Source organism: Posidoniimonas corsicana (assembly GCF_007859765.1).
In the GTDB taxonomy this organism is placed as follows: Bacteria; Planctomycetota; Planctomycetia; order Pirellulales; family Lacipirellulaceae; genus Posidoniimonas; species Posidoniimonas corsicana.
The window spans coordinates 2,001,565-2,014,540 of the sequence record NZ_SIHJ01000001.1; the positions used below are offsets into that span (position 1 = coordinate 2,001,565).

A 12,976-nucleotide genomic window follows, 5' to 3' on the forward strand; every position below is an offset into this window, starting at 1 on the left:
TATCAAAAATCTCGGATAACGAGTCGGTTCCAGTGCTCCTGCAGGGAGCGTTTCACGCTCATAGCGTGACTGAACATCGCCTGCTAGATCTGGCGAAACAACTTGATGAATTGAGCAAGACTTCTCATCAGCTAACCGAGGCTTTTGTTGCCCATCAATCCGACAGTGAGGTCAGATTGTTTGTGTCGTGGATTGACGAAGGTTGTGCAGAACAAGTGTTTGATGTGATTGAAAGAGTCTTTCCCGAGGCAACGGCAGCACACATTGGGGATGATTCGTCTGCGACCAGCCGGACCAATTGCATCACAGCGAGCATGTCCGGCCTTGAGAACTTGGTCGAAGTGAACTCGAAGACGATCGGATTTGAGAACGGGCAGTATGAATTTGTTCGTGGTTTTCGCATTGGTCGAGAATGTGTGCGAGTTGGAGAGTTTCGCGCGTTCGTGGAAGCAACTGGGTACCAAACTACGGCACAGCAGCACGGGGATCAAGAAACATACGAATCAAACAGTGCCATCGATTGCATAGACGAAGAGGAGGTTAACCGGTCTGTGGTTACGATGGTGAGCAAGGTTGATGCATTAGAGTACTGTAATTGGGCAGGCGTGCGCCTGCCATCAGAAGCGGAGTGGTTAGCTGCTTCTGTACTAGACTGGGACCCTCTACCGCCTGGCCAAAGCATTGTCGATGCCCTGAAGAAACTAAGCGAATTCGGCAGGCTAATAAGTTCTGGTCACGCTGAATGGACTGCAACATGCTATTCGGTGCCCGGTACTGCGGTTACTAGGTCTGGCCCACGCTACTTCCTTGAGCATGACTGGCGAGATCGCTGTTGGGCCCAGCACTTTGTCGAAGCTCACTATGACCTCATGCTTTCATTCCGTGTCGTGCATGACAGTTCTTGATCAGGGATATTCTTGTGGACGGTTGAGATTCATAGTTATGTGGGGTGGTACTGCACTGACTCGTCTGTACGGGCGTATGTCTGCTTCCCGCAACCTTCTCGCCCACGGGCGGAGACGACATACGAACACGCCCAGCCGCACAGCTCACTGGAATGAGTAGCTCGGATCAAATTCGCGGGCCGTCGCCTTGTTGAGAGATGGAACTGTTTTTTTGCTAGCAGGCAATAAGCTCGTTAGCTGTTCTTTGTGTTTTTCTATTAGTTGGGCTTGCGGGCGATGGTATACGTGATTCGGTGACGTAGCCATAAGCACTACCGTTAGGCTATTGAGCATCGCTACTAACAGCGTCTGCTAGCGACTCTCGAAATCACCTTTCTTTCTTGCCTGAAGCAACGCGCGCAGCATAAATTGACAATGCGTATTAGCTGGCTTTGCCGCGCCTTTACGTCGCGTTACTTTTGAGTTTCAGGAGCCACTTTCTGCAATGGTGTTACAAAAGCAGGCCGACGTGATTCTGCAGGATACCGGCATTGTGGAGATCCTCCGGAGCTTCGGCACGTCGTTCCTGCACGGCAGCTACGACCTCGACCTGATGGTCTGGCCCGAGCTTGACATCGCGGTTGAGATCCCCGAGTTGGACCACCACACGCCGTACGAGCTGATGGCGGCGCTCAGCCGAGTGGTGACGCCCACGGTCGCGATGGTGGTCGACCAGTTTGGGCAAGAGTCGTTATTCCCTATGCGAGTGGACGACAGCATCCTCGTCGACTTCCGATTTATCCACGCGGGGGTGGAGTGGAAGCTAGACTTGACCCTGCTAGCCGAACATGGTGAGTGGTCCGCGTCGGTCTACAACAATCAGATCAAACAGCGATTAACCCCAGAAACACGGAGGATTATCGCCTCCATCAAGGACCTGGCAGTGCAGTCAGGATGCTACCGGCGAAGCAGGTGGGCCTTCACAGCAGCCGAAGACGCCTTTTGCACGCACGACATCTACAAGGCGGTTTTCGAGTGCGGCGTGACCAACTACGAGCAGTTCGCTAGCTACCTGAAACTGGAACGTGACATTGACCTAGTGGGCGAGAACAGCCCCGGAGATGAGGATCCGCCGATCTGGTCCAACTTCAGCATCATCACGTAGGCCATCGGTTACCCGTGTCCGCTAATTGGCAGCCAGACGCTCGATATGTTCTGCGACTCGGTAAGCCGACGCGGCCGCGTCGTAGCCGCTGTACTTCTCCTGGAATGCGCGGGCGGCCTGCCGGTAGGAAGGCTTCCGCACCAGCGACTTGACCGCGTTGATCAGCCCTACCGGCGACCGTGGGTTGGCTACGATGCCGGCGCCGAGTTCCGCGATGCGGCAGCCGATCACCGCCTGTTCGGTCGTCATCGGCAGGATCAGCAGCGGGACGCCCCGCCGCAGCAGGTGGGTGAGGCTGCCGTTGTTGCCGTGCAGCACGGCGAAGTCGCACTCGTCGGCTACCCGGTCAAGGTCGAGCCGGGCAGGGGCCGCCCACAGGTACTCTGACTCGACGCGCTGAAGTGCAGGATCGCCATCGACCCCGTAGACCGCCAGCCGCAGCCCCATCTTGCAGAACGCCGCCAGCACGGGCGTCAACAGGGGGAACAGGTCCGTGGGCTTGAGGTAGGCGAACACCCGCGGCCCGTCGCCTGCAGGCCAGGAGGGCGGCGCGCCCCCGGCAGGCGACCACATCCCGTAGTAGTCGCCGTTGGGTCGCGCGAAGTGATCCAGCTCTTTGAACGTGAGCAGAAACTGGCGGTCCGCCCGTTGGTGAAGATCGCCGATGCAGGCTATCGGGTCTTGGTTGTTGCGATCTAGGACGGAGTTTACGTTGGCCACCACGACTGAACCGGCCTTGGCGCTCTCGCGCACCGCCTCCGCTGTAGGCAAAAGGAACGAAGGAAGTTGAGCGTTCGGCGGCGGGCTGAAATAGCCGGTTCCTAGCGTGGCCCGCGGAAAGCCCGCCCCACAGCTGGCGAGCAGCGCGAAGGGAGAGTAGTCGAACACGCCCGCGTCCGTGGCGACTTCTGCGAAGAGCTCTCGCCACCTACACGTAATCATCCACAGGTACTCAGCATTTCCAAACCCAACTCGAGCGAGCACTTCCGCGAACGTTGCCGGCCGTTCTTTGTACCGCTCGAGCGTGCGCGAGCGAGCGGGGGGTTGCAGGTATGTAAACCCATCATCTCCGATGATATCTTTGGCCTTCAGCTTGTCCTTCACCGCCAGAAAGACCGAGTGGCCACGGTCGCGAAGCATTTGAGCAATCGGCGCCAAGTTCACGCAATGCCCCGCACCGCCGCCTAGTTCCCAGGTCAAAAGATATCTTGCCATGTGGTGTAACAAACTTGCGGGAATCGACTAATTCTGTCCAGTATACACCAGGGTGTGAGTGGCATTTGAAAAGTGCAGCGCCCGGCGCCGAGTAGGTGCGGCGCTGGGTGGTTGCGGGGAGGCGACGACCTCGAGGTTTTGAGACAGCCCCCGACTAATCCAAATCTGTCTTGCTAGAACCTGTTTGATCGCATCGTACACCCTTCTAATTCTCTTCGCAATCACTCGCAAATCCTCGCGAGTTGAAGCAAGTACTCGCACGATTGCGAACGCAAAAAGGGTAGTAGAAAAACGACCACGTTTAGGCTGCTCTTGAGTATTGCTTTCAATCGCTTGATGCACTGTCAGACGCACGCAGCACACTGACGGTTAATCAGGAATTGACAAACAGCAAGCCCATCCGCGTTACATGAGAAGAACGTCTCGCGCAACGCATCGTAGGCAGCAAGCATAAGAAGGATTCTGATGCAAAGAAGAAGCACCCCGCTAAGAACTAGCGAGGCGCAAAGAAGCAGCTACTTCCGATCAAAGGCTGCCGCGTTCGAACACGAGGCACTGGTCATGGAGACCAGGGATGAACGTCGAGCGGTAGACCCGCCGCGACGAAGTGTTGCCGTACTGCAACCGGATGATCTCGGTGCCCGCCATCCGGAGCCCTTCTTTCGCAGCCGCGGCAACCGTCAGGTGTGGAAGGGGCTGAAAGACGCCGCGTTCACTGTAGCCGCCGATCAGAATCGCGATCTTTCCGCGACGGGTCAGCACACCCTGGCAGTTTCGTAGAACCAGCCGTAGCCGGGCGAAGAACGCTTCGAGCGTCGGCGCCGCGGACAGGCACCGCGGATCGTCGTTGTAAACGATCTGTCGCCAGTAGGGCGGGTGCATCCAGGCAAAGTCGATTGGCCCCACCGCACCGTAGAGGTTGGGATCGGCAGCGTCCTGGTCGAAGCGTATGTCCATCGAAACGCACGGGATCGATAGCTCGCGGCAGACGTCGCGGCAGGTTCCGCTGCCCGTCATCGGGTCGAGCACCCGCTTCGGCTGGTAGTAGCAGAGCAAGTCTCGGATCAGGTAGCCGCCGCAGTTGCCGCGGTACTTCGGGGAACCATAGGGACCACGCCGGCGGGCGGCGTGGATGCTGTTGAGTTCGGGCACTGGGCTAGCGTTACGCGGAGCGGCCGGCACCTCGATGAACTTAGGAAGGACGGTTTTCATGGCGTATCCTCCGGTTCGGGGTACAAGGCCTCGGCTGCTGCTGACAGTGTCTCCCAGTTGACGCCCACTGACGCGTTGTGATGGAGCCGAGCCCGCTCTAGCACCTGCCATGCCTGCTCGTCGTTGAGATCGGGGCGAACCCTCCGAACTTCAATGACGGACCAAATGATAGCCAAGCGATGGTGGCGGCGAAGTAGCCGTTGGACCACCTCGACCGCATCGGCCCAGGAGTTGTCTCCCGGGCCTTCGAAGATATAGTCGAAGCGGCTCATCGGGCGCCTCCCGGCACCAGTCGCATCGTCGGGTTCCGCTGCGTACGCTTCACCGACGGCGTCGAATGCCTTGCTTGCTAGATGGGCTACCCGCAGCAGCTCACTGCGGTTGAGGTAGTTGGTGTCGTGCCAGTTCCCATCGGCGTCGGTGTAGGACCGGGTCAGCGTAATCGAGTAGCGAGTTCGACCTTCGTCTGTCGTGTTGGCCCAGATGGTCGCCTTGAGCGCTCCGTCGCGAAGCGTGGCGAAGGGTTGGTTTATTGGTGTTGTCATGAGACTTCTCCTTTTCTGTTTGAGTTAACGATGCCAAGCAACTGGCGACCGCTAAGAGCGGGTCGCTCAAGGGTCTGCCTTCGGCCGGGGTGAAATGGGGAGGGGGCCCCGCTGCAACCCCGCCCTTGAACGCCCGCTCGCGGGCACCAGGCTGCATCGACGCTTAATCTCATACAGAAAGGAGTCGATGGCTGACCGACACCTAAAAGCGCGAACCCTAGGCCGGGACGGTCGGTCCGTCAGTGCGAGGTCGTCACCGTCGTCAATTGTGTCAGGAGGTGCATCATGAGCCGCCCAGCCAACGAAGAGCCGTCTTTTCGAGCCGATGAGCAAGCGCCGTCGTGGCTACCCGTCCGAGACGCAGGTCAAGATCGGCGTCAGGGTCGTTCACGGCGATAAGCTGATGGAAGAGAAGCTCGGCCGCAACGACCTGTGCCCGTGTGGCAGCGGTACGCGGTTCAAGCGTTGCTGCCTGAAGCGGGGTCGGTTTTGACGGGGTGAACCGGGACCACTACTTTTAGGGAAGCTTAGAATGCTCCCTCGCGAGGCCCGCACCGGTTTTGGTGTTGGGCCCCGTTTGTATTGCAGGACGCCAGAAGCACGCATGCGAAAGTTGTCGGACAAAGCCCGCCAAGCGGCCCAAGAACTCTACGAAATCGACCAGCAGAAAAGCTGGTTTGGCAGTCCACGTCGGGGTGGCGATATCGTTGCGCGGATCGTGGAATTAGCCGCTTACGGGGAGCCTGCGTCGATCCCTTGCGTCTGCCGCTTTCTCTGCGCCAAGGAACCAGCCGTCAGGGAAACGTCCGTTGAGGCGATCGCGGCGATCCTCTCAACGCTGGCGCCACTGGAATTGCTTCAACTGGCTGACGCCTTCAACTGGGAGTATGGCTGGCATGCCGGCCAAGAGTGGAGCCAGCTCCGGAAGAAGTCGGTGCGCAAGCTTGCTCAGACGAGGGACGGAGAGCCTTCGGCGGCGGTGCTGGGCATGCTCAGCTTCCACCGAAACGGGTACGTGCGTGAAGAGGCGGTGAAGCTGTTGGCCGAGATATCAGACGGCGGCGAAGTGCCGTTCTTGCTGATCCGTCAGAACGACTGGGTTGCGGCGATCAGCCGTCGAGCGCAGGACGCCGTGAAGCAGCGTCTGGAATACTCTTATTCCCAGTACTGGTTCCACAACCTCGACCTGATTGCTCACCTGCCTGAGTTTGGTCGCAACGACCTGTCGCACATCACCGACGCGGCGTTCGCACAACTTCTGGAACCCGAGCATGCCGAGCGTCTCGCTACGCTGCTCTCGTCCGGCGATCGCAAAACGGTCCGGCGGTTTGTGAAGCGGGGTTTCGAGCTGCCTGGCTCGCACGCTGAGCGCGTCGCCCGACTAGGCATCGACTTGGAAGATGCGGTCGTGCGGCTCTGGTCCGCTCGCCGCCAGTTGTCGCTGGCCACTGACGACCTGCTCGTCGATCGCCTGCTCCGCGATGGTTTCGCTCCTATACGCCGCGAGGCCTACATCGCCCGTGCCGAGGCAAGTCGTGGGGAGGAGGCCAAGGTCTGGAGGCAAGCGGCCTTCGATCGGAGCGCTGGGATACGCGACTTGGCTCGATTTCAACTGAGGAAGCTTGGCTACACGAATCTCCGCCAGGAGTACCTGGCCCGTTTGAACCACAATTCGGAGGATCTGGCCGCCCTAATGGGCCTAGCGGAATGCGCCGAGGCGCCAGACGCACAGCGGCTCAGAGAATATTGTACGCACGAACGTCCGCGGTTCCGCCGCGTAGCGATTGCTGGGCTAACTCGCCTCATGGGAGCGTCGATCGCTGATGATCTGGTGGGATGGCTGGACGACCCGAGCCCGGCGGTCGCCAAGCAAGCAGCTCGTTCGCTTCAAGAGTTCGCCACCGTCTTGGCGGCGGAGAAGCTCTGAGGCGTGCTGGAGCGGTCGCCGACCGTGCGCGGCAAGAGCCTCTGCCTGCGGCTGCTGTTCGAGATGGGGAAGTGGAAGAGCCTCCCGTGGCTGATCCGGGCCTTCAAGCTCGAAGACCCGTCCTTGCGCGAGCTGGCAGAGCAACTGGCGCTGACTTGGCTCAATAGCAATCGCGTTTTCACTAAGCCTTCCCGTTTAGAGCGTGAGGCGATCATCGACGCCTACGCAGCCGCTGAAGCAATCATGCCCAAAACCTTCGCCGAAGAGCTACAATCGAGGTTGTCGTTTCGCCTAACGGACGGGCCAGAAGAGCCCAGCTAACGGCTGCTGGGCAGCGAACTGGCTGAGAGCGCCCCCGGCCAGGGCAAAAGGAAACAAGACGCTATGTCCGCAAGCGACCTCACGCAGGAGTCAGGCCCCGACCTCGTCGAGCTGGCTCGCGCGATTGCTACTAGCGCCGACGAGGGTCAGTTCCGCCGAGACAGCGTTACGCCATACATCGAGCACCCCGCCGCGGTCGCGTCGCGTGCCCCCAAGTCGCCAGAATCCCAGGCTGCCGCGTGGCTGCACGACGTGCTGGAAGACACCGACCTCTCCGCCGCCGACCTGCTGGCGCAGGGGATCCCTGCTAGGGTCGTCGATGCTGTCGAAGCGCTCACCAAGCAAGAGGGCTTGTCGTACGAAGAGAACCTCGAACGGGTGGATGCGAACGAACTGGCCAAGGGCGTCAAGATCGCCGACATGCTGAGCAACCTCGCGGACAGCCCCACCAAGAGCCAGATTTGCAAGTACGCCCGCGGCCTGCTGAAGCTGCTGGTCGAATAGACCACGGCTGTGTCTCGCCCCGAACGCCTCAGCGTCCGTCCCTGAGAACTGGGCCGGCAGGAAATACCAGGTTTCTGGAAAAAGCGGGCGAACCTCTGGCTTGTTTCCGACATCTATAGTTACCGAACGCGACCCGCGGTGTTTAAAGCGGGTAGACTAGAACTGGAAGCACTTCTTCTCCGGAGACGGAATCATGTTACGGCTGAGTCTCATACGCTCATCGCTCCCGGCGAATACCGCCGGCTTGCCGTTTGCCTATAGGGCGAGCGATAAGCCCGGTTATGCGCCCGCCGGCGAACAATGGCGTTTATGACACTCGGCCAATCTCTTTGATGAGCCCGAGGCCCGGTGTCAGAGCGACATCGGGCTTTTTCTTTGGCTCCTGCCGATCGAAGAGGCCGACCCCACGACAACTTGGGCTGGTAGCTGAGACGGTATAGCGGCGGTCTGAAGAACCGCAGACGAGGATTCGAGCGTCTCCCGGCCCACTCTGCGCACCCGGTGCGCGCACAACGAGACACGACACGCCCCGTTGGTCTAACGGCGAGGATAGCGGGCTTTCAATCCGCAGATGAGGGTTCGATTCCCTCACGGGGTGCTGAGTAATCAGAACGTAGCGAAGTTTGGCATCGCGCTTGGCTTGGGGCCAAGAGCCGCGTTGCCGAGGAGACAGAGCGGTTCGAGTCCGCCCGTTCTGACTGACAATTCGGGCGGAGGTGCAGATGAGAGCACGCCTGCTTTGGGAGCAGGAGGGTTTCGGTTCGACTCCGAGGCGCCCGACTTACACGGTAGTCGAGGGCTGGTTGCCCGAACCCGGCTGATAACCGGGTGGCGCTGAGTTCGATTCCCAGGGCTACCACTTACTTGGAACTTCGCGAACCACGAGGAGATACACAATGTCGATCGTCCTGCGATGCAAACGGATACGCCCAACCATCATTCGGGTTGTGGTGTAACGGCAGCATCCCTGGCTTATAACCAGGTGGGTGTGGGTTCGAATCCTACCGGCCCGACTCAAAGCACTGGCGCGTAGCTCAGTGGTGAGAGCGACGACCTTATAAGTCGTGGGTCGGAGGTTCAATTCCTCCCGCGCCAATTGAACAACATGGGACTGAGGTGTTAGCGGCAGCATCCCCGGCTCTTAACCGGCGGGGTGAGGGTTCGAGTCCCTCTGGTCCCACTGATTTTGATGGCGGATGGCAAGCATGAGTCGTGTCGCAGCATTGCTCGGCATGGAGAGCTCGTCATGCGTTCGACATGAAAGGCACTGGTCGTCTAGCGGCGAAGACTCCGCTCTCGTACAGCGGCGACGCCGGTTCGAGTCCGGCCCGGTGCTCTGATGTTCTTTGACAACTTACTTTCCATTGCTTTGCGCCCATGATGTAGTGGCAGCCTTCCTGCTTGCCATGCAGGGTGTGTCGGTTCGATTCCGGCTGGGCGCATTGAGTTTCAGGGCGTGGGAAAGCCTGGCCAGTGTCTCTGGAGACGGGGCGCGTACCTCGGGCGCACGAGATCGCTGGTTCAAATCCAGCCGTCCTGACTCACTTGATCCGGTGTAGCCAAACGGTAAGGCGGCGGCCTGTTAAGTCGACGAGTGGAGGTTCGATTCCTCCCACCGGAGCTACAGATGGAAGGGCAAGCCAACGGGCGATGGCAGCTGCCTCGAAAGCAGTCGAGCGCCGAGCGCGCCTTGTGAGTTCGACTCTCACTCCTTCCGCTTCACGTGTCCTTGGCCGAGCGGCAGAGGCTCCGGGCTTCCAACCCGGCCAGGCGGGTTCGACTCCCGCAGGGCACACTTTCGATGCAAGCAATTTTTCCGGCGTCGTCGCTGTTGGTAGTGATGCCTGGCTTTGAACCAGGAGTCCGTAGGTTCGATTCCTACCCCCGGAACTAACGAGACAACCTCTGCGGGGTCGTCTAAAGGCAGGACGGGGCGCTCTGAACGCCTTGGTGTTGGTTCGATTCCAGCCCCCGCAGCTTACGGAAGCCATCCGGCTGGATGAGGACGCTGTCTTGAAAACAGTTGGTCGCACCGGCGACTTGGGGGTTCGAGTCCCTCGGCTTCCGCTCAACTCAACACGGTCCTGTGGCCTAGCGGCAAAGGCAGCTTCCTTACAAGAAGATGATCGGTGGTTCGAGTCCACCCAGGACTACTCGTTACGTTTTTAAACGCACTTGGGAACAAGGAGGCTCAGATGAGCAAAAGCGTCCGCTACCGACAATGCACGATGCGTCGTCCCATAAGCAGGGGCTCGGTCGTTACGACCTCCTACATCCCTCACCAGTACGCGAAGCTTGGCAGAGTGCTCAAGCTGAAAGACGCCGACGATTCGTGGGTCGATGGTTGGGTCGTCGAGAAAGTTGGCGACGCCGTTATCGAAGCCAGCGAACTGCCTGACTACCGCAAGGCTATCAAAAACCACCGCAAGTCGACCGGCGACAGCACTCGTCGCAGTAAGAACTGACGAACGACTCTGTGCTGCCGGGGAACGCTCCCCGGCGCGCAGAGCAGCTGACATGCCCAGATACGCCAACGGCGAGCGGCCTGGCTTAGGATCAGGTGTTTGCAGGTTCGACTCCTGCCCGGCGCACTGAGACAACATGGCCCGCTCTTTTAATGGCAGGATGCGAGACCCTCATTCTCGTGACGCGGGTTCGACTCCCGCACGGGCTACTGATATGGCCAAGTGGTGGAATAGGTAGACACGCGACACTCAGAATGTCGTGCCACTCGTGGCGTGGGAGTTCGCGCCGTCTACCGAAGAAAGGGCCCCTTGGCTACTGACTGATGCGGGTGAGCCAGGCTCAGCCGGGCCTCATAAGCCTGGACCGTCGGGTGCGACTCCCGGACCCGCTACTTACCGATGACTGGGTACGCAAATCGGCAAAGCGACCAGGTCGAGAGCCTGGTGATTTTGTGGGTTCGACTCCCACCCTGGTCACTCAATGATCCCGTGGTCCAACGGCTACGACGCCTGGATGACACCCGGGAGAGTGATGGTTCGACTCCATACGGGATCACTTTGGTCTGTAAGTGTTTCGGCCGCACGCGTCCGTGGTAAGGACGAGGGCCGGGTTCAATTCCCGGACGGACCTCTTGAAAGATGGGCTGGCATGTTCCAAGGGGGCGACTGACTCTTGCAAAGTCGGTGCGAAGGGTTCGATTCCCTTCCGGTCCACTCACAACGAGGGCTCATGGTCCAACGGGACGACACCGGCTCGGCAGGCCGGGAATCTGGGTTCGATTCCCAGTGGGTCCACTGACAATTTCGGAAGGTAGCCGGATACGGCTCGCCGGGCCGCACTGCTAATGCGGAGCCGCTTCGCGCGGCATGTGGGTTCGAATCCCACGCCTTCCGCTCACATTGGCGAATGAGGTTTGGCTCGATGGTGAAACGGACAATCATCCCTCGGTTCTAACGAGCGGTTCCAGATTCGAATCCTGGTCGAGCTGCTGAAGAAAACGGAAGGGCAACCCGATTGGCGACGGGACCCGGTTGGAAGCCGGCTGAGCTTCATAGCCTTGAGGGTTCGACTCCCTCTCCTTCCGCTGCAACGATTCCACTGAAGAAAGGGAGACTAAAGATGACCAACGATACCCTACAAGCATTCGAAGCACTTGGCGCCGAAGCTGCGATTGAGACGCGCGGAAATCGATTCGAAATCGACGTACGTGAGATCTCTGGTGCAGAGGGATTCGCTCTGACTTACCCATGGTCGGACGTGATCACAACGGAAGTGATGGACATCAAGCCGCGGTTGCGTCACCTCGTGCTCGACGTGACGGGCTGGCGACTCCCGATCAGCGGACGCTACCTATGCGGCCACGATGAGCAGCACTGGTTCGTGGCTTCCTTGCCGTTTAATCGGCGGACAGCGACGGTTCGTGGCGCAATGGAGGCCCTCAAGCCGGATATTGTGCGGCGTGAACAGCGACGCAAGGGTGTGAAGCACCGCCGCCACCGTCGGCGAACCGCTGCGTACGTCCGGCAGGGCGAGTGGTTCTTCCTGCCGCGACCGAGCATGCACGTCGGTGACCTCGCAGAACGAAACGGACAGTTGGTGCGAGAGGGTGGCAAGCCCCACCGCGTCGAGTGGGTCTATCGCCCTGCAGGGCGCGACGAGACTTTCGTTCGCGGTGCGGTCTCACACCCGGACCACGAGACGATCCGTCTGCAAGCTTGGCACCGAGTCGTGCTGAACAACGAATCGACGCCAAGCGCTGAAGCTCAGCCATTCACCCGGATGGCTTACCTAGATTGACCGTTGGGCCGTCGGCGACGGCGGTCCAACTTATGGTGTCTGTGGTGTACACGGTACGCACGCCTGCCTGTGAAGCAGGAGGTACGGGTTCGATTCCCGTCGGATACCCTCCACGCGAGTGTGCTCCTGGGAGAGTAGTCAGCCTCCAAAACTGACGGACAGGGTTCGAATCCTTGCGCTCGTGCTTTGCCGAGGTGGCGGACCGCACGGGGCCCTCCTAAGGCCCAAGTCCTGGTTCGATTCCAGGTCGAGATGCTGACCATGCCGTGTGGGTGTGCTGGATAGCATCGCAGTCTTCGAAACTGCGGGACGGGGTTCGATTCCCTGACACGGTGCTTGCAGCCTGTGAGTGTGTTGGATTGCACGCGACCCCGCGAAGGTCGTAGGCCAGGTTCGATTCCTGGGCGGGTTACTGCTGCTTCAATATGAAGACAACGACGCTGGAGCCAGATGGCCAGGCAGCCGGTTGCAACCCGGTCAAAGTGGGTTCGACTCCCACCGGCGTCTCTTTGTAAGCGAGGTTTGTCGTCGCTGGGCCAGCGGCGCCCTGCGCCCCGTTCAGACGGTTGGCTCAGTGTGTTCCGTGCATGGATTACTCGAAAGCGACACGTACCACCATTAGGTTAGCTCAGTCAGGCAGAGCACCAGGCTGTTAACCTGGGAGTCACGGGTTCGAATCCCGTACCGCTAAAAGCGCGGTGGCGTGAAAACGCCTCACTAGAAGCCCGAGGGTGGCGGACGGCCGCTTGGTCGGCTGCGCGTTGCGGACTCACTCATGACAGGACTTCGGTCTTGTCAAAGTGTCGAGGCAGCGTAGCAGCAACGCGACTCGTCGCCTTGCAGCACGCAGATACCGCTTTCACGCGGCGCGGCATGCCAAGGGAAGAACAAGCCGATGGTCGCTCGCACGGACAGGTTCCGTGCAAGTCACCGCGGCGGA

Annotated in this window: 11 protein-coding genes and 29 tRNA genes; 37 read left to right on the top strand and 3 right to left on the bottom strand. The window is 59.7% G+C overall.

The window, feature by feature from the left end:
• The first annotated feature begins 32 nt into the window (after nucleotides 1-32).
• Together KOR34_RS07550 and KOR34_RS07555 are read left to right on the top strand one after the other, a co-directional pair.
• Complete coding sequence (locus KOR34_RS07550) at nucleotides 33-905, top strand: formylglycine-generating enzyme family protein (protein ID WP_197531237.1); 873 nt, start codon at nucleotides 33-35, stop codon at nucleotides 903-905.
• Nucleotides 906-1,389: 484 nt separating this feature from the next.
• A complete protein-coding gene (locus KOR34_RS07555) occupies nucleotides 1,390-2,049 on the top strand; it encodes a hypothetical protein (protein WP_146563664.1) in 660 nt (219 codons plus the stop codon).
• A 21-nt stretch (nucleotides 2,050-2,070) separates the two neighbouring features.
• On the opposite strand, the gene KOR34_RS07560 is transcribed toward KOR34_RS07555, so the two are convergent.
• From KOR34_RS07560 to KOR34_RS07570, 3 genes are all read right to left on the bottom strand, one after another.
• Nucleotides 2,071-3,189, bottom strand: a complete 1,119-nt coding sequence (locus tag KOR34_RS07560; RefSeq protein WP_146563666.1) for a glycosyltransferase — start codon at nucleotides 3,187-3,189, stop codon at nucleotides 2,071-2,073.
• A gap of 600 nt (nucleotides 3,190-3,789) precedes the next feature.
• Nucleotides 3,790-4,476, bottom strand: coding sequence for a hypothetical protein (locus tag KOR34_RS07565; RefSeq protein ID WP_146563668.1), 687 nt, complete (start codon nucleotides 4,474-4,476; stop codon nucleotides 3,790-3,792).
• A complete protein-coding gene (locus KOR34_RS07570; RefSeq protein WP_146563670.1) occupies nucleotides 4,473-5,021 on the bottom strand; it encodes a hypothetical protein in 549 nt (182 codons plus the stop codon). Before KOR34_RS07570 ends, KOR34_RS07565 begins: the two co-directional genes overlap by 4 nt.
• Nucleotides 5,022-5,346: 325 nt before the next feature.
• On the opposite strand from KOR34_RS07570, the gene KOR34_RS07575 reads away from it, so the two are divergent.
• From KOR34_RS07575 to KOR34_RS07695, 35 genes are all read left to right on the top strand, one after another.
• Nucleotides 5,347-5,514, top strand: a complete 168-nt coding sequence (locus tag KOR34_RS07575) for an SEC-C metal-binding domain-containing protein (RefSeq protein WP_146563672.1) — start codon at nucleotides 5,347-5,349, stop codon at nucleotides 5,512-5,514.
• 111 nt (nucleotides 5,515-5,625) lie between these two features.
• Complete coding sequence (locus KOR34_RS07580) at nucleotides 5,626-6,948, top strand: hypothetical protein (RefSeq protein WP_146563673.1); 1,323 nt, start codon at nucleotides 5,626-5,628, stop codon at nucleotides 6,946-6,948.
• A gap of 3 nt (nucleotides 6,949-6,951) precedes the next feature.
• On the top strand, nucleotides 6,952-7,269 hold the full coding sequence (locus KOR34_RS07585) for a hypothetical protein (RefSeq protein WP_146563675.1): 318 nt from the start codon (nucleotides 6,952-6,954) through the stop codon (nucleotides 7,267-7,269).
• Nucleotides 7,270-7,332: 63 nt separating this feature from the next.
• Nucleotides 7,333-7,773 carry an HD domain-containing protein gene (locus KOR34_RS07590; RefSeq protein WP_146563677.1) on the top strand — a complete coding sequence of 147 codons (441 nt, stop codon included), beginning with the start codon at nucleotides 7,333-7,335 and terminating at the stop codon, nucleotides 7,771-7,773.
• A 416-nt stretch (nucleotides 7,774-8,189) separates the two neighbouring features.
• Nucleotides 8,190-8,261, top strand: a tRNA-Phe gene (locus tag KOR34_RS07595).
• 38 nt (nucleotides 8,262-8,299) lie between these two features.
• Nucleotides 8,300-8,371, top strand: a tRNA-Glu gene (locus tag KOR34_RS07600).
• Nucleotides 8,372-8,380: 9 nt separating this feature from the next.
• Nucleotides 8,381-8,471 (top strand) — tRNA-Pro (locus KOR34_RS26490).
• A 9-nt stretch (nucleotides 8,472-8,480) separates the two neighbouring features.
• Nucleotides 8,481-8,553, top strand: a tRNA-Pro gene (locus tag KOR34_RS07605).
• Between the two features lie 161 nt (nucleotides 8,554-8,714).
• Nucleotides 8,715-8,786, top strand: a tRNA-Ile gene (locus KOR34_RS07610).
• 10 nt (nucleotides 8,787-8,796) lie between these two features.
• Nucleotides 8,797-8,869 (top strand) — tRNA-Ile (locus tag KOR34_RS07615).
• Between the two features lie 11 nt (nucleotides 8,870-8,880).
• Nucleotides 8,881-8,953, top strand: a tRNA-Lys gene (locus tag KOR34_RS07620).
• Between the two features lie 84 nt (nucleotides 8,954-9,037).
• Nucleotides 9,038-9,109: transfer RNA gene (locus KOR34_RS07625), tRNA-Thr, on the top strand.
• A 35-nt stretch (nucleotides 9,110-9,144) separates the two neighbouring features.
• Nucleotides 9,145-9,215: transfer RNA gene (locus KOR34_RS07630), tRNA-Gly, on the top strand.
• 8 nt (nucleotides 9,216-9,223) lie between these two features.
• A tRNA-Pro gene (locus KOR34_RS26495) sits at nucleotides 9,224-9,313 on the top strand.
• Between the two features lie 9 nt (nucleotides 9,314-9,322).
• A tRNA-Asn gene (locus tag KOR34_RS07635) sits at nucleotides 9,323-9,394 on the top strand.
• An 8-nt stretch (nucleotides 9,395-9,402) separates the two neighbouring features.
• Nucleotides 9,403-9,490, top strand: a tRNA-Ser gene (locus tag KOR34_RS26500).
• Nucleotides 9,491-9,496: 6 nt separating this feature from the next.
• Nucleotides 9,497-9,568: transfer RNA gene (locus KOR34_RS07640), tRNA-Gly, on the top strand.
• Nucleotides 9,569-9,588: 20 nt separating this feature from the next.
• Nucleotides 9,589-9,663, top strand: a tRNA-Gln gene (locus tag KOR34_RS07645).
• Between the two features lie 16 nt (nucleotides 9,664-9,679).
• Nucleotides 9,680-9,750, top strand: a tRNA-Gln gene (locus KOR34_RS07650).
• Nucleotides 9,751-9,755: 5 nt separating this feature from the next.
• Nucleotides 9,756-9,840 (top strand) — tRNA-Ser (locus tag KOR34_RS26505).
• Nucleotides 9,841-9,853: 13 nt separating this feature from the next.
• Nucleotides 9,854-9,926 (top strand) — tRNA-Val (locus tag KOR34_RS07655).
• A 42-nt stretch (nucleotides 9,927-9,968) separates the two neighbouring features.
• On the top strand, nucleotides 9,969-10,238 hold the full coding sequence (locus KOR34_RS07660; protein WP_146563679.1) for a hypothetical protein: 270 nt from the start codon (nucleotides 9,969-9,971) through the stop codon (nucleotides 10,236-10,238).
• 138 nt (nucleotides 10,239-10,376) lie between these two features.
• Nucleotides 10,377-10,447: transfer RNA gene (locus tag KOR34_RS07665), tRNA-Glu, on the top strand.
• A 192-nt stretch (nucleotides 10,448-10,639) separates the two neighbouring features.
• Nucleotides 10,640-10,715: transfer RNA gene (locus KOR34_RS07670), tRNA-Leu, on the top strand.
• Between the two features lie 6 nt (nucleotides 10,716-10,721).
• Nucleotides 10,722-10,794: transfer RNA gene (locus KOR34_RS07675), tRNA-Val, on the top strand.
• A gap of 47 nt (nucleotides 10,795-10,841) precedes the next feature.
• A tRNA-Ala gene (locus tag KOR34_RS26510) sits at nucleotides 10,842-10,952 on the top strand.
• 10 nt (nucleotides 10,953-10,962) lie between these two features.
• Nucleotides 10,963-11,033, top strand: a tRNA-Ala gene (locus KOR34_RS07680).
• 11 nt (nucleotides 11,034-11,044) lie between these two features.
• Nucleotides 11,045-11,132, top strand: a tRNA-Ser gene (locus KOR34_RS26515).
• Between the two features lie 106 nt (nucleotides 11,133-11,238).
• Nucleotides 11,239-11,323, top strand: a tRNA-Ser gene (locus tag KOR34_RS26520).
• Nucleotides 11,324-11,358: 35 nt separating this feature from the next.
• A complete protein-coding gene (locus KOR34_RS07685; protein ID WP_146563681.1) occupies nucleotides 11,359-12,036 on the top strand; it encodes a hypothetical protein in 678 nt (225 codons plus the stop codon).
• A gap of 34 nt (nucleotides 12,037-12,070) precedes the next feature.
• Nucleotides 12,071-12,145 (top strand) — tRNA-His (locus KOR34_RS07690).
• A 5-nt stretch (nucleotides 12,146-12,150) separates the two neighbouring features.
• Nucleotides 12,151-12,220 (top strand) — tRNA-Trp (locus KOR34_RS26525).
• Nucleotides 12,221-12,299: 79 nt separating this feature from the next.
• Nucleotides 12,300-12,371, top strand: a tRNA-Arg gene (locus tag KOR34_RS26530).
• A gap of 101 nt (nucleotides 12,372-12,472) precedes the next feature.
• Nucleotides 12,473-12,543, top strand: a tRNA-Cys gene (locus KOR34_RS26535).
• Nucleotides 12,544-12,655: 112 nt separating this feature from the next.
• Nucleotides 12,656-12,727, top strand: a tRNA-Asn gene (locus KOR34_RS07695).
• Nucleotides 12,728-12,976: the final 249 nt, after the last annotated feature.